This window comes from Pseudomonas putida (assembly GCF_028682475.1).
Lineage (GTDB): Bacteria > Pseudomonadota > Gammaproteobacteria > Pseudomonadales > Pseudomonadaceae > Aquipseudomonas > Aquipseudomonas putida_AG.
This window is the reverse complement of the sequence record NZ_JANHLE010000013.1, coordinates 1-20,305: the sequence shown is the minus strand read 5'-3', so window position 1 is coordinate 20,305 and position 20,305 is coordinate 1. Positions and strand designations below refer to the sequence as shown.

Genomic DNA, 20,305 nt, shown 5'->3' with positions numbered 1-20,305 from the left:
TCTAAGCATCACAAGGAGTTAAGCATGGGCGCGATGAAAGCCAATTTAATCTTGAGGACGCAAGCGATACTGCGGCGGCAACTGGTCCAGGCCACTGATGGTCGCGTTCAGGCTCTTCCAGCGACCGTCCTTGATGCCGTAGATGCAGCCATGCACCGACAGGCTCTGACCGCGGTGCCAGGCGTTCTGAACGATGGTGGTATGACCGACGTTAGCCACTTGCTGAATCACATTCAGCTCGCACAGGCGGTCGACTCGCTCCTCTTCGGTGGCAAGCTTGGCCAGCTCCACCCGGTTCTCGTAATACAGGTCGCGAATCGAACGCAGCCAGCCGTCGATCAGGCCCAGTTGGCGGTCCTGCATCGACGCGCGAACACCACCGCAGCCGTAATGCCCGGTCACCAGAATGTGCTTCACCTTGAGCACGTCCACCGCGTACTGGATCACCGACAGACAGTTCAAGTCAGTGTGCAGCACCACGTTGGCGACATTACGGTGCACGAACAGATCACCCGGCAGCATGCCGACGATCTCGTTGGCCGGCACCCGAGCATCGGAACAACCGATCCAGAGAAATTCAGGGGTCTGCTGACGGGCGAGTTTGGCGAAAAAATCCGGATCTTCCTGCTTGATCGCATCGGCCCAGCGCGCGTTGTTATCAATCAGTTCTTGTAGATCGTGCATGTTCGCTTCTCATCTGTTGGATGTTGCCGGGCTACAGTGACGCTCGTTTACTCGATCAGGGTACAGGCCATGACCAAGGCATCTTCGCGACCGCCAGCAACCGGGTAGTAGTCGCGGCGCCGCCCGATTTCATTGAAGCCGTAGCGCTCGTACAGACGATACGCCGACTGGTTGCTGGCGCGCACTTCAAGGAAGCACTCGCGGCCGTTCAGCTCGTAGGCGCGTTTCATCAGCTCTTCCAGCAGACGCAGGCCCAGACCACGGCCCTGGCTCTCCGGTTTGACCGTGATATTGAGCAGGTGCGCTTCGTCGATGATCACATTGATCACGCCATGACCCACCTGCTGCCCGCCTTCGAACATCAGCCAGATTTCATAGGATTTTAGCCCGTCGAGGAAAATCCCCCGGGTCCAGGGGTGGCTGAAGGCGGCGTATTCGATCTTCAGTACGGCATCCAGATCCGCCTCGGTCATCCGGCGGAAGCTGATTGTGTCACTCATCGCTTGGTTTCCAGCGCGCCATCAGCCGGCGCATGGCTTGCCAGACGTCCGCCTTGCGTTGCGGTTCGTCCATCAACAGTTCAAGGCCAGGCAAGGCCCAGGCAGTGCCCAGCCCCTCGACCGGCAACTCGCGGTAATAAGCCTCGGCGTCTGCCTCTCCGGCGAACCGCACGGCAGGCAGGCCAATCAGCCATAAACAGACACAGGGCGACTCTTCAAGCCGAGCCTGAATGAAGCCCTGGACAAAATCGGTTGCCGCCTGCGGGCCCTGGTCGAGGTTGCCACGCACCAGCAACGGCCAACGCACCGGCTCACCGACGATCTGCGGGCTGTCGGGCAGACCGGCGGCGCGCAGCATGTCCTTGAGCAACAGATACGAAGGGTCGCGGCTCTGAAACGGCTGGCCGGTCGCCAATTCCACCAGCAGCAGGCAACTACCGGCGCGCAGCAATTGCAGCGCGAAACGCGGTGGCGGTACCGGCACTGGCTTGGCCACTACCGGGGCTGCTTCAGCGGCTTCAGCGGGCTTGCTGGCAGCCTTGGGCGTGCTGCCAGGACGCGGGATCTCGATCTTCGGTCGCTCGCCACTGCGCGCCTGCGGCGCATTGACCGTCACCCGTGCCGGCTCCACCTGCGGCGCATCGAACTCGGGCACCGCCTCAGGCGCCAGCGGTAGCAACAGCTCCGGGCGCGACGGCGCGGCGAACGGCAGTTCGGTACGCGGCAGCCAGTGCACCACTTGCATGGCGTTGAGGTAAGCGCGGCGGCGGGACTCGATTAACAAGAAGGATCGGCCATCTGTGGATAAGTCAGGGCCGATATTCTAACGTTGTTCGCCGCTCGGCGCCGCTGTTGATCGGCAGAAAACCGCCCGACAGCAGCTTCAAACGATCAGGGGGTGAATCGACAGGCACCTGATGCAGTACAATCGGCGCTTTTATTTGGCAACGAGTCGACCCGCCAATGATCGAACCCAAGCGCGTCCTGCGCGCCCTAGCCGAACACTGGGCCCTGCTTGAGCCGTTGTGCGAGCGCTTCGACGGGGGCACCCTGAGCCTCGCCGAACTGCGCCAGCAACTGGCCAACCAGCAGTTGGAGAGCACGCCCCAGGACATCACCAGCCTGCTCGACGTCTGGATCCGCCTGGATATCCTCGTGCCGGTGGCGAAAAGCCCCAACCGTTTCGAGCTCAATGCGCAGATCCACGACTTCCTCGCCTACCTGCGCCGCGAACACCGCCTGGGCCTGTGCCTGGAGATCGAAGCCTACCTGCGCCACCTCGAGCGCCTGGCCGGGCATATCCAGGACGCCTTCGAGATTCGCGATGGCAACGACCTGGCGCGCCAGCTGCGCCTGCTCGACATGCGTGTGCGCGATGTCCTGAAAAAACTCGACAACGATGAGCAGGCGCTGGTCGCCGTGGCCGAACGGGCCAAGACCAGCGACCGCCAGATCCCGCTGCGCCAGCGTTATGCCGAGGTCCTGGCGACCTGGGACGAATATGTCGAGCCGATGATCCAGCTGGTCAACGCCGACGGCGCTTTCGAACAGGGCGTACGCAAGGTCGAGACCGTGCTGCTGCGTCTGCTCGGCGAGCAGGCCCGGCTCGGCCACCTGGTCGATGACGACATGCTGCTGCGTACCCACGCGCGCATCCTCGAAATGCAGACCAGCGCCCAGCTGACCCTGCGCCATGCCCGCGAACTGCTGCTGCCGCTGCGTGAAGAAGCCCGCCGTCACAACGCCGTGACCCGCGGCGCTGCCCTGGCCCTGTCGGTGATCCGCCGTAAAGGTCTGGACGCAGTCCCCCAGGCCGCCATGCCGATGTTCACCCGGCCGCAGAGCACCTTCCTCGGCAGTGCCAGCCAGGTCGAAGCCTACGTGTATGCCCTGGCCCGCTTCGAACCGAAGCCGGCCAAGTTCCCCAAGGCGCACAAGAGCCACAAGGGCGAGGCCCCGCGCGCGCCGCGCACGGTCAAGGAAATGCTCGAGCGCTGCGAAGGTGCCCTGCCCCTGCCGGACCTGATGGTCTGGCTGCTGGACCAGGAGCCCGAAGGTGCCACCGACGAACTGCTGTACTGGTTCTCGCGCCTGTCGCGGGAAAAACGCTTTACCCGCGAGCGCCTCGAGCGCCGCGAATACCTCACCCGCGAACACCTGGTCAGCCTGCGCTCCTTCGCCCTGACATCGAGCCGCGAACCATCGCCTGAGCCTACTGCGAGCCCTGCCCATGCATCTTGATCTTTCCGAACTGCCTCAGCTCGCGCCGATCTTCCGCGAGCTGTTCAAGGGCTTTCACATCAGCCGCCGCGACCCGGAGCTGTACGCCCACCTGTCGAACTTCCAGGACCAGTACCGCGGCCTGTTCAAGGCCCTGGGCTTTGAACTGGTGTGCGACACCCGCGGTTTCTACTATTTCGTCCCGGAGCTGGCCGCTGCGCAGGTCAACAAGACCGCCCAGCGCCTGTCGCTGTTCACCTTCATTCTGGTCGAACACCTGGCCGACCAGGGCCGCGACCCGATGTCGGTTCTCGATGGCGGCAGCCTCGGCCGCGATGAGCTGCCATCGATGCTGGAGAAATACCGCGACCTGTTCATTCAGGCCGAAGTGCAAACCCCCGACGAGCTGGAAGAAAAGATCATGCGCCGCATGACCCAACTCGGTTTTGCTCACGAAGAGAACGGCATCTACCGCTTCCTGCCGCCGATGCACCGCTTCCTTGACGTCTGCCTGTCGGTCCAGCAGGACCGCGACCTGGCCGCCAGCCTGCACAGCACCCTGCCGCTGCCGACGCCGGTACTGGTCGAAGAAGAGAGCCCGGAAGAGCTGAACCGCACCGACGATCCGCTCGACCTCAGCCCGTTCGAAGAAAGCGAAGAAGACGCCTTGGCCCGCGCCATCGCCGAAGAGCAACAGGAGATTGACGCATGAGCCAGGAACGCTACGGCATTCGCCGCTTCGCACTGCTCAACACCGCCGGCTACAGCCTTGGCCTGTTCCCCCTGGAACACCCGCTGTCGGTCTATGGCGCGAACAACCTGGGCAAGAGTGCCTCGATCAACGCCCTGCAGTTCCCGATCCTGGCGCGCATGTCCGACATGAGCTTCGGCAAGTACAGCCTGGAGCAGTCGCGGCGTTTCTACTTTGCCAGCGACACCAGCTACATCCTCTGCGAGGTCAACCTCCCGCACGGTCCGCACGTGATCGGCGTGGTCGGTCGCGGCCCGGGTGGCGGTTTCGGCCACCAGTTCTTCGCCTATGCCGGCGAGCTGGATCTGGCGCATTACCAGAAGGACGACACCTGCCTGCGCCAGAAGGAACTGTTCAGCAACCTTGAGCGCAATGGCCTCAAGGCCTACGAGCTCAAGCCTGATGAACTGCGGCGCCTGCTGGTCGGCGGTCACACCTCGATCCCGCTCGACCTCACCCTAATCCCGCTGCGTTCCACCAGCGAGCAGAGCCTGAAGACCTTCCGCGCACTGTTCATCAACCTGCTGCACATGCGCGAAATCACTGCGGCCAAGCTCAAGCAGCTGTTCCTAGATGCCTTCGAGCACAGCCTGCGCTCGGGCAGTGTCGACTACATCGCCGCCTGCGAAGAAGCCTTCCGCGACGTTCGCCGCATGGAGCAGGACTACAACTCGCTGGTCGCTGCCGGCCCGCTGGTCGAGGCCCTGGCCAACGGCGTGGCCCAGCGCGACATCCTGCGCGGCAAGCTGCATCGCCTGTCGCCGCTGCTCGATTCGTTGCTCGGCACCTGGCAGGACTACGCCAGCGCCCGCAAAGAAGAGCTGGTGATCCAGGCCGAGCACTACAAGAACGAACAGGACCACCTGCAGAACGACCAGCGCGGTGGCACCCAGGAGCTGATGCGTCTGGAACGTGAAATCACCGGCGTGCAACGCTGGCTCGGCGAGCTGTCGGTGCTCAAGCACCGCTTTGCCCTGGTCGATGACGTCAAGGTCCTGGAACAGCAGTTGCTGGCCGCCAAGGACGCCCACGACGAACTGGCCGGTGCATTGGCCCAGTCCCGTCAGTTCAGTGCCGAAGACCTCGAAGAGCGTCTGCGCGACCTGGAAAAACGCCTGAAGTCGGTCAAGCAGCAGCTCGACCACGCCGACAACAACAGCTACGCGCGTCTGCGCGAAGAGTTCTCGCAGCAGGACGTCGAACGCCTGATGCGCCTGTTCAACGGCGCACTGTTCAGCCTGCCACTGGGCGAGCGCGGCATCGAGCTGGACGACAGCGACATCTGGGTCAAATCCCTGGAAGCGGTGCTCGACGGCTTCAAGGGCGAGCGCTTCGAAGCCCCCGGCCTGTCGATCGACCTGTCGCACATCGAGCCCCCTGCCCTGCAGGCCCTGGCCGACCGTGCCGCGCTGCGCGACCAGAAAGAACGCCTGGAGAAAGAGCTCAAGCAGCTCAAGACCCAGCAAGCCGTGGCCGCCGACCGCGCCGCGAGCAAGACCCAGACCGAAGCCCTGTACCAGCAGGTTCTGGACGCGCAAAAAGCCCTGGAAGACTTCCGCCGCAGCCAGACCCTGGCCGCCGAGGAAGGCGACAAGCTCGAACAGCTGGCCCAGATGGAAGCCGCCCAGGACGAACTCAAGCGCTCCAGCGACGCCTTCACCGAGCGCGTCCAGCAGCTGTCGGCCAAGCTGCAACTGGTCGGCCGCCAGATCGCCGACATGGAAGCCAAGCAACGTACCCTCGACGACGCTCTGCGCCGTCGCCAGCTGCTGCCGGCCGACCTGCCGTTCGGCACGCCGTTCATGGAGCCGGTCGACGACTCCATGGACAACCTGCTGCCGCTGCTCAACGACTACCAGGACAGCTGGCAGGGCCTGCTACGCGTTGATGGCCAGATTGAAGCGCTGTACGCCCAGGTGCGCCTCAAGGGCGTGGCCAAGTTCGACAGCGAAGACGACATGGAGCGCCGCCTGCAACTGTTGATCAACGCCTACTCGCACCGCACCGAAGAAGCCCTGACCCTGGGCAAGGCGCGCCGCGCGGCCGTCACCGACATCGCCCGGACCCTGCGCAACATCCGCAGCGACTACGACAGCCTCGAGCACCAGCTGGCACTGTTCAACCGCGAGATCAACAAGCGTCAGGTTTCCAACCTGGAGAGCTTCCGCATTGTCCTGGCGCCAAACAAGGAAGCACTCAAGCACATCGACCAGATCATCCACAGCGCCGGTCAGTACGAAGAAGGCGAGACTCTGTCGGTGTTCGACCTGAGTGCCAGTGCCGAGCAGGACAACAAGAACGAAGAAGCCAAGGAGTACCTGGCGCGCCTGGTCGCGGCCAACCACAACCAGCTGGGGCTCAAGGACCTGTTCGAACTGGCCTTCGAGATCACCAAGGTCGGCGGCCAGCCAGTGATCCACACCGACATCGACGGTGCGGCATCCAACGGCACTACCATGACCATCAAGGCGCTGACCAACATGTACTTGTTGCTGCACCTGATGGACCGTGACCTGGCCGGCCGCGTGCGCCTGCCGTACTACCTCGACGAGGCGGCCGACATCGACGAACGCAACCAGGCGGCACTGCTGGAAACCAGCCTGCAGCTGGGCTTCGTGCCGATTCTGGCGAGTGTGAAGCCGCAGGTTTCGGCGCATGTCGCCATCGACCTGGAAGGCGGCAGCGGACCGAACGGGATCTACATCGACGAGGCGGACTGGAAGTACATCAGTCGCCGGGATGTGGAGAAGGCGGTGGTGCGCAAAGAAGAAGAGGAAGAAGCTTCAGCCTGAAGCAGCTAATCGCGGGGCAAGCCCGCTCCCACCGGAATCATCACCCTCCGGTGGGAGCGGGCTTGCCCCGCGAAGCTTTACTGGGCCCAGGGCAGGATCGGAATCGCCGTCACCGCATTCTGCGGGCTGCCTTCAATCAGCCGGTCCGAGTACACCAGATAGACCAGGGTGTTGCGCTTCTTGTCGAGAAAGCGCACCACCTGCATGGTCTTGAATACCAGCGAGGTGCGTTCCTTGAACACCTCGTCACCATCCTTGAGCTGCTCCTTGAAGCGAATCGGCCCCACCTGGCGACAGGCGATCGAGGCTTCGGCACGGTCTTCGGCCAAGCCCAAGCCACCCTTCACACCGCCAGTCTTGGCCCGCGACAGGTAGCAGGTCACCCCTTCCACCTTAGGGTCATCGAAAGCCTCGACGACGATACGGTCGTTCGGCCCGACAAACTTGAACACGGTCGACACCTGGCCGATTTCCTCGGCCGATGCCAACACCGGCAATGCCAGCAGCGCGGCAGTCACTATCCCTTTGAGCACGGTTGTTTCCTCAGACCAGAATCAGGTTGTCGCGATGCACCAGTTCCGGCTCGGCGCTATAGCCCAGCAGGCTTTCGATTGCTTCAGACGACTGCCCGATGATTTTCTGCGCTTCAAGGGCGCTGTAGTTGGCCAGGCCGCGAGCGACTTCGAGGCCATCAGGCCCGACACACACGACCATCTCGCCACGGCGGAAGCTACCCTGCACGGTCTTGACCCCAACCGGCAACAGGCTCTTGTTGTCCTTGCGCAAGGCCTTCACCGCGCCGTCGTCAAGCACCAGGGTGCCACGCGTCTGCAGGTGCCCGGCCAGCCACTGCTTGCGCGCAGCCAGCATGCCGCGCTCAGGCGACAGCAGGGTACCCAGACGTTCGCCGCCCTTGAGACGATCGAGCACACGCTCCAGACGCCCGCCAACGATGATCGTGTGGGCACCGGAACGTGCCGCCAGACGCGCAGCACGCAGCTTGGTCTGCATGCCGCCACGGCCCAGCGCGCCACCGGTACCACCGGCTACCGCATCCAGGCTCGGATCATCGGCACGGGCTTCGTAGATCAGCTGCGCATCGGGATTGTTACGCGGGTCGGCATCGAACATACCGTCGCGGTCGGTGAGGATCACCAGCAGGTCGGCTTCGACCAGGTTGGCCACCAGCGCGGCCAGGGTGTCGTTGTCGCCGAAACGGATTTCGTCGGTGACCACCGTGTCGTTCTCGTTGATCACCGGCACCACGCCCAGCTCGACGAGCGTGCGCAAGGTGCTGCGAGCGTTGAGGTAACGCTTGCGGTCGGAGAGGTCGTCGTGGGTCAGGAGGATCTGCGCGGTATGCCGGCCATGCTCGGCAAAGCTCGATTCCCAGGCCTGCACCAGGCCCATCTGGCCGATCGACGCCGCAGCCTGCAGCTCGTTCATCGCGCTCGGTCGCTTGGCCCAGCCCAGGCGGCTCATCCCCGCGGCAACCGCCCCGGACGACACCAGCACCAGTTCAACACCTGCCTCATGCAACGCCACCATCTGCTCGACCCAGACACCCATGGCGGCGCGATCCAGACCCTTGCCATCTGCTGTCAGCAGGGCACTGCCGATCTTCACCACCCAGCGCTGCGCACCCGTCACCTTGCTCCGCATCTTCTTCCAACCTATATAGATCTTTAGATACTAAAACGCCGCTCCAGAGAGCGGCGTTTAGTGTACTGCAACGAATCAGTCGCGCACGTAAATGATTTCCGGACCGTCTTCGTCGTCATCATCCCAATCGTCGTCATCGTCGTCGCCGATGTCGTGCACGCTCTTGACGCCGCTGCGGCGCAAGGCACGCGCGTCGTCCAGCGCCTGCAGCTGGGCACGGGCTTCGTCTTCGATGCGCTGATCGAGGTCAGCCAGCTCTTCGGCATAGGCCGGGTCGTTGGCCAGGCGATCAGCACGGTCTTCGAGGTAGCGCATGATGTCGCGGCTGAGCTGCTCGGTGCCCTGCTTGGAAATGGCCGAGATCACGTAGACCGGACCTTCCCACTGCAAGCGCTCGACCACTTCCTTGACGCGCTCGTCACGCTCGTCGTCCATCAGCATGTCGGTCTTGTTCAGCACCAGCCAGCGATCACGCTCGGCCAGCGACGGGCTGAAGCGTACCAGCTCGTTGACGATCACTTCGGCGGCATCGGCGCTGCTGCTTTCATCCAGCGGCGCGAGGTCGACGAGGTGCAGCAGCAGGCGGGTACGCGCCAGGTGCTTGAGGAAGCGGATACCCAGGCCGGCACCCTCGGAGGCGCCTTCGATCAGGCCGGGAATGTCGGCAATGACGAAGCTCTTCCAGCGGTCGACGCTGACCACGCCCAGGTTTGGCACCAGGGTGGTGAACGGGTAGTCGGCGACTTTCGGCTTGGCGGCCGAGACCGAACGGATGAAGGTACTCTTGCCGGCGTTCGGCAAGCCCAGCAGACCAACGTCGGCCAATACCTTCATTTCCAGTTTCAGGTCACGCTGCTCACCCGGTTTGCCCGGCGTGGTCTGGCGTGGCGCACGGTTGGTACTGGATTTGAAACGGGTGTTGCCCAGGCCGTGCCAGCCGCCCTGAACCACCATCAGCTTCTGGCCAGGCTTGACCAGGTCACCGATGACTTCCTGGGTGGCGGAGTCGATCACCGTGGTGCCGACCGGCACGCGCAGGATCAGGTCGTCGCCCTTCTTGCCGGTGCAGTCGGTGCTGCCACCGTTGGAGCCGCGCTGGGCTTCGAAGTGACGGGTGTAACGGTAGTCGACCAGGGTATTGAGGTTCTCGTCGGCAACCATGAATACGGAACCGCCGTCGCCACCGTCACCGCCGTTGGGACCACCGTTCTCGATGAATTTTTCACGGCGGAAGCTCATGCAACCGTTACCGCCATCACCGGCTTTGACCCGGATCGATACTTCGTCAACAAACTTCATAAAAACCGCCTCTCGTCAGCTGGACGAGCTGAGTGACACAAAGACATAAGGCTCTTGCAAAAGTGAGCGCGGCGGCCCCCGTCAACGACCGAAACACCAGCGCCGGCAGCCCATACAAACAGCTTTGCAAGAGACTCACCCCACAAACGAAAAAGCCCCGTCGCGAGACAGGGCTTTTCCAGCGTTCGCGCGATTACTCGGCGACAACGCTCACGTAACGACGACCGAAGGCGCCTTTTACTTCGAACTTGATCTTACCCGCGATCTTGGCGAACAGGGTGTGATCCTTGCCCATGCCAACGCCGTAGCCAGCGTGGAATTGGGTGCCGCGCTGACGCACGATGATGTTGCCAGGAACGATAGCCTGGCCGCCATACATCTTCACGCCAAGGCGTTTGGCTTCTGAGTCGCGACCGTTACGGGTACTACCACCAGCTTTTTTGTGTGCCATGGTTCAATTCTCCAGAAATGGGATTTTGGCGATTAAGCCGAAATACCGGTGATCTTGATTTCGGTGAACCACTGGCGGTGGCCCATACGCTTCATGTGGTGCTTACGGCGGCGGAACTTGATGATGCGAACTTTGTCGTGACGACCTTGGGAGATCACTTCAGCAACAACTTTGGCACCAGCAACGACTGGAGCGCCGATGTTCACGTCGTCGCCATTGGCAACCAACAGAACGCGGTCGAAAGTCACGGATTCGCCAGTGGCGACTTCCAGTTTTTCGATTTTCAGGTATTCACCTTCGGCGACTTTGTACTGCTTGCCACCGGTAACAATTACTGCGTACATGGGTATTTCTCCGATAATCCTGCTCACCCAGCTCTTTATAGGAAGAGTATTGGCTGGCATGGCTGCATAGGGCTGGAACGGCCCAGTGCAATTGCGTAAGGCAGGTGCTGCCCAGGAAGTTCAGGGTGCGCGATTGTACGCAAGCCGCTCGCCCCTTGCAAGTCCCGCCCCCGGCCTGCGGGGACCGCGCCTTGACACGCCGGGACCCGCGACCTAGCATGCCGCGCAACCTTTATGGAGCACCTGTGGCCGATGCAACCCCAAGCTTTCTACCGAGCGGTAGCGGACGACTTCAGCGCCGTTGACGAGATTATCAAGAAACAGCTGACTTCGCGTGTACCGCTGGTATCGAAAATCGGCGACTACATCACTTCAGCCGGTGGCAAGCGCCTGCGCCCGCTGCTGGTGCTGCTGTGTGGCAAGGCCCTGGGTCGCGAAGGCGACGACGTGCGCCTGCTGGCCGCCACCATCGAATTCCTGCACACCGCCACCCTGCTGCACGATGACGTGGTCGACATGTCCGGCATGCGCCGCGGCCGTTCCACCGCCAATGCCCTGTGGGGCAACGCGCCGAGCGTGCTGGTCGGTGACTTCCTCTATTCGCGCTCGTTCGAGATGATGGTCGAACTGGGCTCGATGCCGGTCATGCAGATCCTCTCCAAGGCCACCAGGGTGATCGCCGAGGGCGAAGTCCTGCAGTTGTCCAAGGTTCGCGACGCGAGCACCACCGAAGAAGTCTACATGGACGTCATCCGCGGCAAGACTGCGATGCTGTTCGAGGCCTCGACCCACAGCGCCGCCGCCCTGGCCCAGGCCACCCCTGAGCAAAGTGAAGCGCTGCGCACCTTCGGTGATCACCTGGGCGTAGCCTTCCAGCTGGTCGACGACCTGCTCGACTACAAGGGCGATGCGCAGACCCTGGGCAAGAACGTCGGCGACGATCTGGCCGAAGGCAAACCGACCCTGCCGCTGATCTACACCATGCGCGAAGGCACCGCCGAACAGGCTGCACTGGTGCGCCAGGCGATCCAGAAAGGCGGCATCGAAGACCTCGAAAGCATCCGTGCTGCGGTCGAAGCCTCCGGCGCCCTGGAGTACACCGCGCAGCTGGCCCGCGACTACGTGGCCCGCGCCATCGCCTGCCTGGACGTGTTGCCAGCCAGCGAATACCGCGACGCCCTGGTCGAACTGAGCGAATTCGCGGTCGCCCGCACGCACTGATCCTGCCTCTGGCCCATCGCTCGATGGGCCTGATTACCCTCTGACGGACAAAACCCTATACAATGTAGGTTTTGTACCTGTACGTCTTGAGGAACCCTAGTGAGCACTTTGCCACCCTGCCCTAAATGCAACTCCGAATACACCTACGAAGACGGCACCCAGCTGATCTGCCCAGAGTGCGCTCACGAGTGGTCCGCCGCCGGTGAAGCCGAGGCAGTGAGCGATGAAGCGGTCAAGAAGGATTCGGTGGGCAACGTCCTGCAGGACGGCGACACCATCACCGTGATCAAGGACCTGAAGGTCAAAGGCACCTCGCTGGTGGTCAAGGTCGGCACCAAGGTCAAGAACATCCGCCTGTGCGATGGCGACCACGACATCGACTGCAAGATCGACGGCATTGGCCCGATGAAGCTGAAATCCGAGTTCGTCCGCAAGGTCTGAGTCCCGGTGGTTTCGGGGCTGCCAGCCAGCCTCGAAACATCGCGCCAAACACCATTGGGCGATTTTTTCCCAATAGTCTCTTGCTATTCTGATAATAAGAATTATTCTCATTGGAAGCTTCCAAGGAGAATAGCCATGACTTATCTGATCGACGCCTGGCTTGACCGCCCCCATCCTTACCTGCGCATCCTGCACCGGGAAACCGGCGAAGTCTGTGCCGTGCTCGAAGAAGAAGCACTGGACGAACTGCGCGATCAGGGTGACCTGGACCTCAACGGTTTGAATTCAAGTGAGCCGATTGTGCTCAAGGAACTGGTGAGGAACCTGTTCCTGTTCTGCTATGCGCGGGCGTTGCGCCCTGGTGGTGGAACCGAGTGGAACTGAAAAGCATCGCTGGCAAGGCCAGCTCCCACAGAGACCCAGTTGATCTTCAGATCAGTGCAATCCTGTGGGAGCCGGCCTTGCCGGCGATGAGGGCCGAAAGGCCCTCCGCAGTGCTTACAGTACGTCCAGCAGCTCGACGTCGAACACCAGTACGCTGTGCGGCGGGATGCTGCCAACGCCCTGAGCGCCGTAAGCCAGCTCGCTCGGAACGTACAGGCGCCATTTGCTGCCGGCGTTCATCAGTTGCAGGGCTTCGGTCCAGCCAGCGATCACGCCGCTGACCGGGAACTCTGCAGGCTGACCACGCTCGTAGGAGCTGTCGAACACGGTGCCGTCGATCAGGGTGCCGTGGTAGTGAGTGCGCACGCTGTCGTCACGGCTTGGCTTGGCGCCTTCACCTGCGGTCAGGACTTCGAACTGCAGGCCCGAAGCCAGGGTGGTGATGCCGTCACGCTTGGCGTTTTCGGCCAGGAAGGCCTTGCCTTCGCCAGCAGCCGCTTCGGCCTTGGCCGCCGCTTCTGCCTGCATGATTTCACGGATGACCTTGAAGCTGGCCGACAGGTCTTCCTCACTGACGCGGCTGTCTTTGCCGTTGAAAGCGTCGGTCAGGCCGGCCAGGATCGCGTCCAGGCTCACGCCCGGTGGCGGGTTGTCACGCAGTTGGCCACCCAGCTGACGGCCGATGCCGTAGCTGACGCGAGTTTCGTCGGTAGACAGGTTGATTTCGGACATTTGCTTGCTCCGCTGCAGGGCGCACGACAACTGCGCCCTTTATGAAAAGGGCGAGCAGCCTAGCACACTGCGGCAAAGCAGTTCAGCTACCAGGCAGAACGGCGTGGCATCGGGATTTTCAGGTCGCCGTCACCGGCGCTGCCGGCGCCGCACATCTCGTCATCCATCGACCAGTGCACCATGTGCACCGGCACGGAGGGCAAACCGTTGAGCAGACGCTGCGCATCAACCACCGAATGCACTTTCACGCGCTGTCCATGTCTGTCATCCAGTGGATGGGCGTGGCCTTTCACCCGTGCTTCGATAATGAAATCGCCGCCTTCGAGGGCGATCAGATTGAGTTCTTCGACATGACCGGCCTTGGCCTCTGTGTTCAGTTGTTGAAGGTTCATGCTGATACCTCGCTACTGGAACGTTGAGCAGGCACTTCGAGTGACGGTTCATTTTTTGTACAGCAGGCGGCAAAGCACAAGGCAAAAACGCAACCGCCCGTCCGTTTTGCAACGGACGGGCGGTCATTCAGCGCGCCGGACGGGGGATCAGTGCTTGGTCAGCTTGTCCAGGTAGCCCATGGCGAAGGCCGACACCACGAAGGTCATGTGGATGATCACGTACCACATCAGGTATTCGGTCTCGATGTTGCGCGCATCCATGAACACCCGCAGCAGATGGATCGAGGAGATCGCCACGATCGACGCCGCCACTTTCATCTTCAGCGAAGACGAGTCCATCTTGCCCAGCCAGTTGAGTTTTTCCTTGTCTTCGTCGATATCCAGCTGGGAGACGAAGTTCTCGTAGCCGGAAATCATCACCATCACCAGCAGACCACCGACCAGGGCCATGTCGATCAGCGAAAGGATCACCAGGATCAGGTCAGCCTCGGCCAGCGAGAAGATATTGGGCAGCACATGGAAGATCTCCTGGAAGAACTTCAGTGCCAGCGCCAGCAGGCCCAACGACAGACCAAAATAGATCGGGGCGAGCAGCCAGCGCGAGGCATACATCGCATTTTCGATAATACGTTCCATTGAAAACTCGTCAGGTGGCAAAAAAAGCGAGCGCGAGTATAACAGCCAGCCATGACAGAAAAAGCCCGTGGCACGCTGCCACAGGGGCAGCATCGGGCGTTGTTGCAGTGCCTGCGGATCGGCGCTTCAGGTTTCCGGATGGAACTGGAAATCGCCGACGTGATGGACTCGCTCACCATTGATCCGGCGGAGCTGGGCCTGCAGGTGCACGCACCAGATCTGCGGGTCGTCGGCCACCTGATAGCCATGCAGGGTCAGGCTGTCGACGATGGCGTCGAGCACTGATTCAGCCACAAAGGGCCCATGAAAAGGTCCCTGGGCTTTGATCGCCGAAGGTTGTTCGCCAGCCATGCCGGCGGCAAATAAAAGGGTCCACATGCCGTTGTCACCGGCCAGTGGGCGAATGCTGCATTCAATGCGGGTCACCAGGCCCAGGCATTGGCGGGTGAGGCTGAGGCTGCGCGGCATGGCGACGATCCTCGGTAAACCCTGGTTCAGCCTTGCGGGCAAGGCTGTTTCGATCCTGTAATGACTACGATCCCTGCATAGAAGAATAGAAGAAATCCGCTGCCGCGTGGAAAAACCGGCGCCCAGCGGTCATGACCGCTGCGGCGCCGATAATTTGACTCAGGACGATTTCACCTGGGCCAGGGCTTGCTCGGCATGCTCTTTCTCGGCCTCCTTGAGCTCCTCTTCACTGATCATTTCGGCAATCACCCGCAGGCGCTCTACCACGCGGGCGTTGACGCTGCCCTCGGGGAATTCGCCTTCGGCATCCGGCTCACCGGCCGGTTCGCCGACCAACAGGCTCAAGGCTTCATCGGCCTGGCTGACCGCATAGACGTGGAACATGCCTGCGCGCACCGCCTGCAACACCCGCTCATCGAGCATCAGGGTGGCGACGTTGGCGCGCGGAATGATCGCGCCCTGCTCGCCCGTCAGCCCGCGCGCCTCGCAGAGGCGGAAGAAGCCTTCGATTTTCTCGTTGACCCCACCCACCGCCTGCACTTCACCGAACTGATTGATCGAGCCGGTGATGGCAAAGCACTGCTTGAGCGGGGTTTTCGACAACGCCGAGATCAGTGTGCAGGCCTCGCCGAGCGACGCACTGTCACCGTCCACATAACCGTAAGACTGCTCCAGAGCAATGCTCGCCGAAATCGCCAGAGGGAATTCCTGGGCATAACGACTGCCCAGGTAGCCGGTGAGGATCATTACGCCTTTGGAGTGAATCGGCTGGCCGAGGTTGACCTCGCGCTCGATATCGACAATGCCGCTGCCACCGGGATAAACCGTGGCGGAGATGCGCGCGGGGATACCGAACGCCGAGTCACCGACTTCCAGCACGGTCAGGCCGTTGCACTTGCCGACCGCGGCGCCTTCGGTGTCGATGAGGATGATCCCCGCCAGCATGTCGTCGAGAATGCGCTGCGAGACCCGGCCGGTGCGGGTCGCCTTGGCCTTGAGCGCGCGTTCGATATGACCGGCATCGGTCATCTCGTCGTTGGCCAGGTGACGAATGAAATCCGCCTCGCTGACCAGCTGGAACAGGTCGCCAATGCGCGCCGACAAACGCCCCTGATGCTCGGCCAGGCGCGCACTGTAGGTCGCCAGACGCGCCACCGCATCGGCGCTCAGCGGTGCCATGCCCTCCTCGCTGGTGCGGGTTTTGAGCAACTGGGCGAACTGCTCCAGACTCTCGTCGACCATCGGGATGTCTTCGTCGAAGTCCACCAGCACCCGGAACATTTCCTGGAAGTCCGGATCATGGTCCTGCAAGGCGTAGTACAACTGGCGCGAGCCGATGATCACCACCTTGATGTTCAGCGGCAGCATCTGCGGATTGAGGGTCACGGTAGCCAGGCGGCCATACTCACCGAGCGGCGACTCCATCTTCAGCTTGCGCGATTGCAGGGCGCGCTTGAGCGCATCCCAGACAAACGGCTCACCGAGCATCTTCTCCGCTTCGAGGATCAGGAAGCCGCCATTGGCCCGGTGCAGCGCGCCGGGGCGCAGCTGGCGATAGGTAGTGTAGAGCGCGCCCTGGTCGGTGCTGTATTCAATACGGCCGAACAGGTTGTCATAGGTAGGGTGCGGTTCGAACACCACCGGTGCGCCACCACTGACGTGATGGCCGACCACCAGGCTCGGGGCGTATTGCTCTTCCAGCAGCTTGCGCGCCTGGGCGTCAGTCTTGCTGTCATCGACCAGTTGCTCGACCACCGTGCGCAGCAGATAAACCTGCATGCCCTGCAGGTAAGCACACACGGCAGCATTCTCCGCGTACTTTTCCGACAGCGGCGCGAGCAAAGGCTGGAGCGCGAGGGTGATGGTTTCTTCGTTCAACTGGCGCAGCTGATTGTTCGATTCGCGCTTCCACTGCGGCAGGCTGGCCAGCTCTTCGTTGAGGCGCTCTTCGAGGGCGGCGATATCTTCATGGAAGCGCTCGCGCTCGGCTTCCGGCAACTGGGCGAATTCCGCCTCGTCGAGCGCCTTGCCATCGGCCATCGGCGTGAAAGCGACGTTGCTGCTGTCGCGGTACAGGGCCACGTCCTTTTCCAGCGACGCGCGCTCGATGACATCCAGGGCACGGTCATAGCGCTGGTTGAAGGCGCGGTCGATGGCGCTCTTCTTCTGCTGGTAGGACGGGTGCTCGAACACCGCCGGGAAGGTGGCCAGCAGGTTGTCGATCAGACCACCGATGTCACTGATGAACGCCCCCGCACTGCCCGGGGGCAGCTCCAGGGCCCGCGGCTCGCGCGGCTCGTCGAAATTATTGACGTAGACCCAGTCCGACGGCGTTTGCAGACGCTTGCCTTCGGCCTTGAGGTAACGTTTGACGAACGAGAATCGCCCGGTGCCGGGCTCACCCATGACAAACACGTTGTAACCGGGGCGCGGCATGGCGACGCCGAATTGCAAGGCTTCGACAGCACGTTCCTGGCCAAGCACACCGCGAAAAGGCTCCAGATCATTGGTGGTGGAAAAGGCGAACTGTTCGGCGGAAAACGGCCGGGTCAAGGCTTCTGGCGCAAGACGCAGGCTCGCAGCGACAGGATCGGGCATCGGGCTTCCTTACTTCGGCGGGGCAGATGACGGCATTCTGGCGCCGCCTGCCCGCGCCTTGCAAGGCTCATCGGCACAATATGTCGCAGGGTCGAAAACCCGCGCCCGGTCAACATTCCTCAGCAATTTTTCGCAATAAATCACGGAACCCTTAGATCGTGCCTAAACTCCATTACTGCGCGGCTGGGTAAACAACCGACCCGCCCTGGCAATTCTGCTGACAGACATGCCAGATAACCCTGACCTTTGGTATCTACGACTAGAAAGAGAACAAAGCTATGAAACGGATTCTTCTGGGTACTCTGTTCACCGCGGTTTCCCTCAACGCCATGGCCCAGGCCCCTGGTGGACCGGACTGCGGCTGGGGCAACATGCTGTTCGAGGGCCAACGCGGCACACCGGCCCACTTCCTCGCTTCCACCACCAACGGTACCTCCGGCAACGCCACCTTCGGCATGACCTCGGGCACCAACGGCTGTTCGACCAACGCGGCACTGACCTATGGCGGCAAATCCTGGTTCGCCATGAACGGCATGATGAACGAACTCTCCGAAGACATGGCCAAAGGTCAGGGCGAAGCGTTGACCACCTACGCGGTGGTGCTTGGCGTCGCCCCGGAAGACCGTGCGCACTTTGCCGCCGTCACCCACCAGCACTTCCAGGAAATTTTCAAGACTGCGGATGTGACCGCCGAAGATGTTCACAGCAACACCCTGGCAGTACTCAAAAGCGATCCACGCCTGGCCAAGTACGCGACCCAGGCTTAAGCTCGGCCCACCCGCCCCTGACCGGGGCGGGTTGTTTCCTGCCTCTATCGGCATCATTCAGACGTAGTTGCCCGACATGCTCAAACGCCTTGCCTACCTGGCGCTCTGTGCCTGCGCCCCGCTGCAAGCTGCTCCCTCATACGATGACACACGCCTTGCGCAACTGGCCGCCGACCGTTACTGGATCTCCCTGGGCCACTATGAAACCGCCAAGCTCGGCGGCTGGCGCAGCTATGTCGATGACCGGCGCTTCTTCCTCGCCGAGGACGGTGCCCACCATCCCGACCAGGAGCTGCGCGCCACATTGCAGGCTCTCTATGCCCCGGCCAGTCTGGGCGACAAACATGCGCAATGTGTATTCCCGGCACGCACCCGCTGGCTGCGCGAACAGCTGCAGCTCGATGACCTGCCGGCGCCGGACTGCAAGGAATACACCCAGTGGTACAAGGACGTCTCGCCTCATAGCGCAGTGATGATCTTCCCTGCGGCTTACCTCAACAGCCCGTCTTCGATGTTCGGTCATACCCTGCTGCGCATCGACCAGGCCGACGTGCAGAGCAACCAGACCGCCCTGCTCAGCTACGCGATCAACTTCGGTGCCTACATCGAAGGCAACGACAACAGCATCCTCTACGCCTGGAAAGGCCTGATGGGCGGCTACCCGGGGCTGTTTGCCCTGGTGCCTTACCAGGAAAAGCTCTCCGAATACCGCAGCCTGGAGAACCGCGACCTGTGGGAATACCGGCTTAACCTGACACCGGAAGAAACCGGGCGCATGGTCGAACATGTCTGGGAGCTCAAGCAGATCCAGTTCGACTATTTCTTTTTCGACGAGAACTGCTCGTATCGCCTGCTCGAATTGCTCCAGGTCGCCCGCCCGGGCCTGGACCTGACCTCACAGTTTCCGCTGACCGCAATTCCCACCGACACGGTCAAGGCGGTCAAGCAGTCGGGGCTGGTGGAACGCATCGACTATCGCCCGTCGCGCGAACGCGAGCTGCTGGAGCGTGCCAAGCCGCTGGATAGCGCCGAGCAACAACAAGTACTGGACGTCAGCGCTGACACCGCTCACCTGCAGAGTCCCGAGTTCACCGCCCTGCCCCGCGACCGTCAGGCGCTGGTCCAGGACGCTGCCTACCGCCTCGAACGCTACCGGGCCAACGGTCAGGAGCGCGATCCGGCGCGGACCCAGCGCAGCTTCGAGCTGCTGCGGGCAATCAACCGCAACCCGGCGCCGGAGCTGGACATTGAACGCCCCGGATTGCCCGAGGATGGCCATCAATCGCGCACCTGGCAGCTTGGCGCGGGGACCCGCGAAGACCGCGCCTTCGCCGAATACGGCCTGCGCATGGCCTACCACGATCTCAACGACAACGCCTATGGCTTCCCCCTCGGTGCACAGATCGAAATACTCCAGCTCAAGGTGCGTCAGTACGAAAGCAACGACTGGCAGGTGCAGCGTCTGGACCTGGCTACCATCCGCTCGCTGACGCCGCGCAACGACCTGCTGCAACCCTGGTCGTGGCAGGTGACCGGCGGTCTTGAACGGGTGCTGGGCAAGCACGACGACGAAGTGCTGGTCAGCCACGTCAATGGTGGGGCGGGCGGTACCTGGCAACTGGCTGATGAAATGCTTGGCTTTGCCCTGGGTACGGTGAGGGTCGAACATAACAACGACTTCTCCGAATTCATTTCCCCGGCGGCCGGCTTCAACACCGGTCTGCTGTGGCGCAATCCGTTGGGTAACCTGAGTGTCGAGGCGAAAGCCGATTACTTCACCAACGGCGAGGTGCGCCGCAGCCTGAGCCTGAACCAGCAGTGGGAGTTGTCCCGTGACCTCGGTTTGCGCCTGAGTGCCAAGCGTGAATTCAGTCAGCTGGCGACGGCGCAGAACGAGGTGATGCTGGAGGTGAAGTGGTATCACTACTGATCCCATCGCGGGGCAAGCCCGCTCCCACAAGCA

The 20,305-nt window shown here is 62.1% G+C and carries 21 protein-coding genes; 8 read left to right on the top strand and 13 right to left on the bottom strand.

Going from position 1 to position 20,305, the window contains the following annotated elements; genetic code table 11:
- Positions 1 to 45 precede the first annotated feature (45 nt).
- From can to NPS47_RS12915, 3 genes are read right to left on the bottom strand one after another with little or no spacing between them, the layout of a single operon-like run.
- The gene (gene can / locus NPS47_RS12925) at positions 46 to 684 is read right to left on the bottom strand and encodes a carbonate dehydratase (protein WP_038614773.1); all 639 of its coding nucleotides are present in this window, start codon (positions 682 to 684) and stop codon (positions 46 to 48) included.
- A gap of 47 nt (positions 685 to 731) precedes the next feature.
- On the bottom strand, positions 732 to 1,184 hold the full coding sequence (gene rimI / locus NPS47_RS12920; protein ID WP_274295311.1) for a ribosomal protein S18-alanine N-acetyltransferase: 453 nt from the start codon (positions 1,182 to 1,184) through the stop codon (positions 732 to 734).
- Positions 1,177 to 1,968, bottom strand: coding sequence for an energy transducer TonB (locus NPS47_RS12915; protein WP_274295310.1), 792 nt, complete (start codon positions 1,966 to 1,968; stop codon positions 1,177 to 1,179). Before NPS47_RS12915 ends, rimI begins: the two co-directional genes overlap by 8 nt.
- 179 nt (positions 1,969 to 2,147) lie before the next feature.
- Here NPS47_RS12915 and mksB point away from each other — a divergent pair, with 179 nt between their 5' ends.
- From mksB to mksF, 3 genes are read left to right on the top strand one after another with little or no spacing between them, the layout of a single operon-like run.
- Positions 2,148 to 3,425, top strand: coding sequence for an Mks condensin complex protein MksB (mksB, locus tag NPS47_RS12910; RefSeq protein WP_274295309.1), 1,278 nt, complete (start codon positions 2,148 to 2,150; stop codon positions 3,423 to 3,425).
- Positions 3,415 to 4,116, top strand: coding sequence for an Mks condensin complex protein MksE (gene mksE / locus NPS47_RS12905; RefSeq protein ID WP_274295308.1), 702 nt, complete (start codon positions 3,415 to 3,417; stop codon positions 4,114 to 4,116). Before mksB ends, mksE begins: the two co-directional genes overlap by 11 nt.
- Positions 4,113 to 6,947, top strand: coding sequence for an Mks condensin complex protein MksF (gene mksF / locus NPS47_RS12900; RefSeq protein WP_274295307.1), 2,835 nt, complete (start codon positions 4,113 to 4,115; stop codon positions 6,945 to 6,947). The genes mksE and mksF overlap by 4 nt, the downstream gene beginning before the upstream one ends.
- 77 nt (positions 6,948 to 7,024) lie before the next feature.
- On the opposite strand, the gene NPS47_RS12895 is transcribed toward mksF, so the two are convergent.
- The 5 genes from NPS47_RS12895 to rplU all read right to left on the bottom strand — a co-directional run bounded on the left by NPS47_RS12895 (position 7,025) and on the right by rplU (position 10,703).
- A complete protein-coding gene (locus NPS47_RS12895; RefSeq protein WP_107023755.1) occupies positions 7,025 to 7,480 on the bottom strand; it encodes a CreA family protein in 456 nt (151 codons plus the stop codon).
- A gap of 10 nt (positions 7,481 to 7,490) precedes the next feature.
- Entirely contained in the window at positions 7,491 to 8,609 is a 1,119-nt protein-coding gene (gene proB, locus NPS47_RS12890; RefSeq protein ID WP_274295306.1) for a glutamate 5-kinase, read from the bottom strand.
- Between the two features lie 75 nt (positions 8,610 to 8,684).
- The gene (gene cgtA / locus NPS47_RS12885; protein WP_038614790.1) at positions 8,685 to 9,908 is read right to left on the bottom strand and encodes an Obg family GTPase CgtA; all 1,224 of its coding nucleotides are present in this window, start codon (positions 9,906 to 9,908) and stop codon (positions 8,685 to 8,687) included.
- Positions 9,909 to 10,101: 193 nt separating this feature from the next.
- The gene (gene rpmA, locus NPS47_RS12880) at positions 10,102 to 10,359 is read right to left on the bottom strand and encodes a 50S ribosomal protein L27 (RefSeq protein WP_009398991.1); all 258 of its coding nucleotides are present in this window, start codon (positions 10,357 to 10,359) and stop codon (positions 10,102 to 10,104) included.
- Between the two features lie 32 nt (positions 10,360 to 10,391).
- Positions 10,392 to 10,703 carry a 50S ribosomal protein L21 gene (gene rplU / locus NPS47_RS12875; RefSeq protein ID WP_038614793.1) on the bottom strand — a complete coding sequence of 104 codons (312 nt, stop codon included), beginning with the start codon at positions 10,701 to 10,703 and terminating at the stop codon, positions 10,392 to 10,394.
- Positions 10,704 to 10,955: 252 nt separating this feature from the next.
- Here rplU and NPS47_RS12870 point away from each other — a divergent pair, with 252 nt between their 5' ends.
- The 3 genes from NPS47_RS12870 to NPS47_RS12860 all read left to right on the top strand — a co-directional run bounded on the left by NPS47_RS12870 (position 10,956) and on the right by NPS47_RS12860 (position 12,749).
- Positions 10,956 to 11,924 (top strand): polyprenyl synthetase family protein, encoded by a 969-nt coding sequence (locus tag NPS47_RS12870; protein ID WP_274295305.1) that lies wholly within the window; start codon positions 10,956 to 10,958, stop codon positions 11,922 to 11,924.
- A gap of 99 nt (positions 11,925 to 12,023) precedes the next feature.
- Positions 12,024 to 12,365 carry a zinc ribbon domain-containing protein YjdM gene (locus NPS47_RS12865; RefSeq protein WP_274295304.1) on the top strand — a complete coding sequence of 114 codons (342 nt, stop codon included), beginning with the start codon at positions 12,024 to 12,026 and terminating at the stop codon, positions 12,363 to 12,365.
- Between the two features lie 135 nt (positions 12,366 to 12,500).
- Complete coding sequence (locus tag NPS47_RS12860) at positions 12,501 to 12,749, top strand: hypothetical protein (RefSeq protein ID WP_028944047.1); 249 nt, start codon at positions 12,501 to 12,503, stop codon at positions 12,747 to 12,749.
- A gap of 114 nt (positions 12,750 to 12,863) precedes the next feature.
- Here the strand turns inward: NPS47_RS12860 and NPS47_RS12855 are convergent, their stop codons facing one another.
- From NPS47_RS12855 to NPS47_RS12835, 5 genes are all read right to left on the bottom strand, one after another.
- Complete coding sequence (locus NPS47_RS12855; RefSeq protein ID WP_274295303.1) at positions 12,864 to 13,481, bottom strand: FKBP-type peptidyl-prolyl cis-trans isomerase; 618 nt, start codon at positions 13,479 to 13,481, stop codon at positions 12,864 to 12,866.
- Positions 13,482 to 13,567: 86 nt separating this feature from the next.
- Complete coding sequence (locus NPS47_RS12850) at positions 13,568 to 13,873, bottom strand: DUF6482 family protein (RefSeq protein ID WP_274295302.1); 306 nt, start codon at positions 13,871 to 13,873, stop codon at positions 13,568 to 13,570.
- Positions 13,874 to 14,020: 147 nt separating this feature from the next.
- The gene (locus tag NPS47_RS12845) at positions 14,021 to 14,509 is read right to left on the bottom strand and encodes a TIGR00645 family protein (RefSeq protein WP_038614811.1); all 489 of its coding nucleotides are present in this window, start codon (positions 14,507 to 14,509) and stop codon (positions 14,021 to 14,023) included.
- 126 nt (positions 14,510 to 14,635) lie between these two features.
- The gene (locus NPS47_RS12840) at positions 14,636 to 14,977 is read right to left on the bottom strand and encodes a hypothetical protein (protein ID WP_045187966.1); all 342 of its coding nucleotides are present in this window, start codon (positions 14,975 to 14,977) and stop codon (positions 14,636 to 14,638) included.
- Positions 14,978 to 15,136: 159 nt separating this feature from the next.
- Positions 15,137 to 17,575 carry a Lon protease family protein gene (locus tag NPS47_RS12835; RefSeq protein ID WP_157194295.1) on the bottom strand — a complete coding sequence of 813 codons (2,439 nt, stop codon included), beginning with the start codon at positions 17,573 to 17,575 and terminating at the stop codon, positions 15,137 to 15,139.
- A gap of 278 nt (positions 17,576 to 17,853) precedes the next feature.
- Between NPS47_RS12835 and NPS47_RS12830 the strand changes: the two genes are divergently transcribed.
- Both NPS47_RS12830 and NPS47_RS12825 read left to right on the top strand, forming a co-directional pair.
- Positions 17,854 to 18,342 (top strand): DUF3015 domain-containing protein, encoded by a 489-nt coding sequence (locus NPS47_RS12830; RefSeq protein ID WP_157194296.1) that lies wholly within the window; start codon positions 17,854 to 17,856, stop codon positions 18,340 to 18,342.
- A 76-nt stretch (positions 18,343 to 18,418) separates the two neighbouring features.
- On the top strand, positions 18,419 to 20,272 hold the full coding sequence (locus tag NPS47_RS12825) for a DUF4105 domain-containing protein (RefSeq protein WP_274295301.1): 1,854 nt from the start codon (positions 18,419 to 18,421) through the stop codon (positions 20,270 to 20,272).
- Positions 20,273 to 20,305 lie beyond the last annotated feature (33 nt).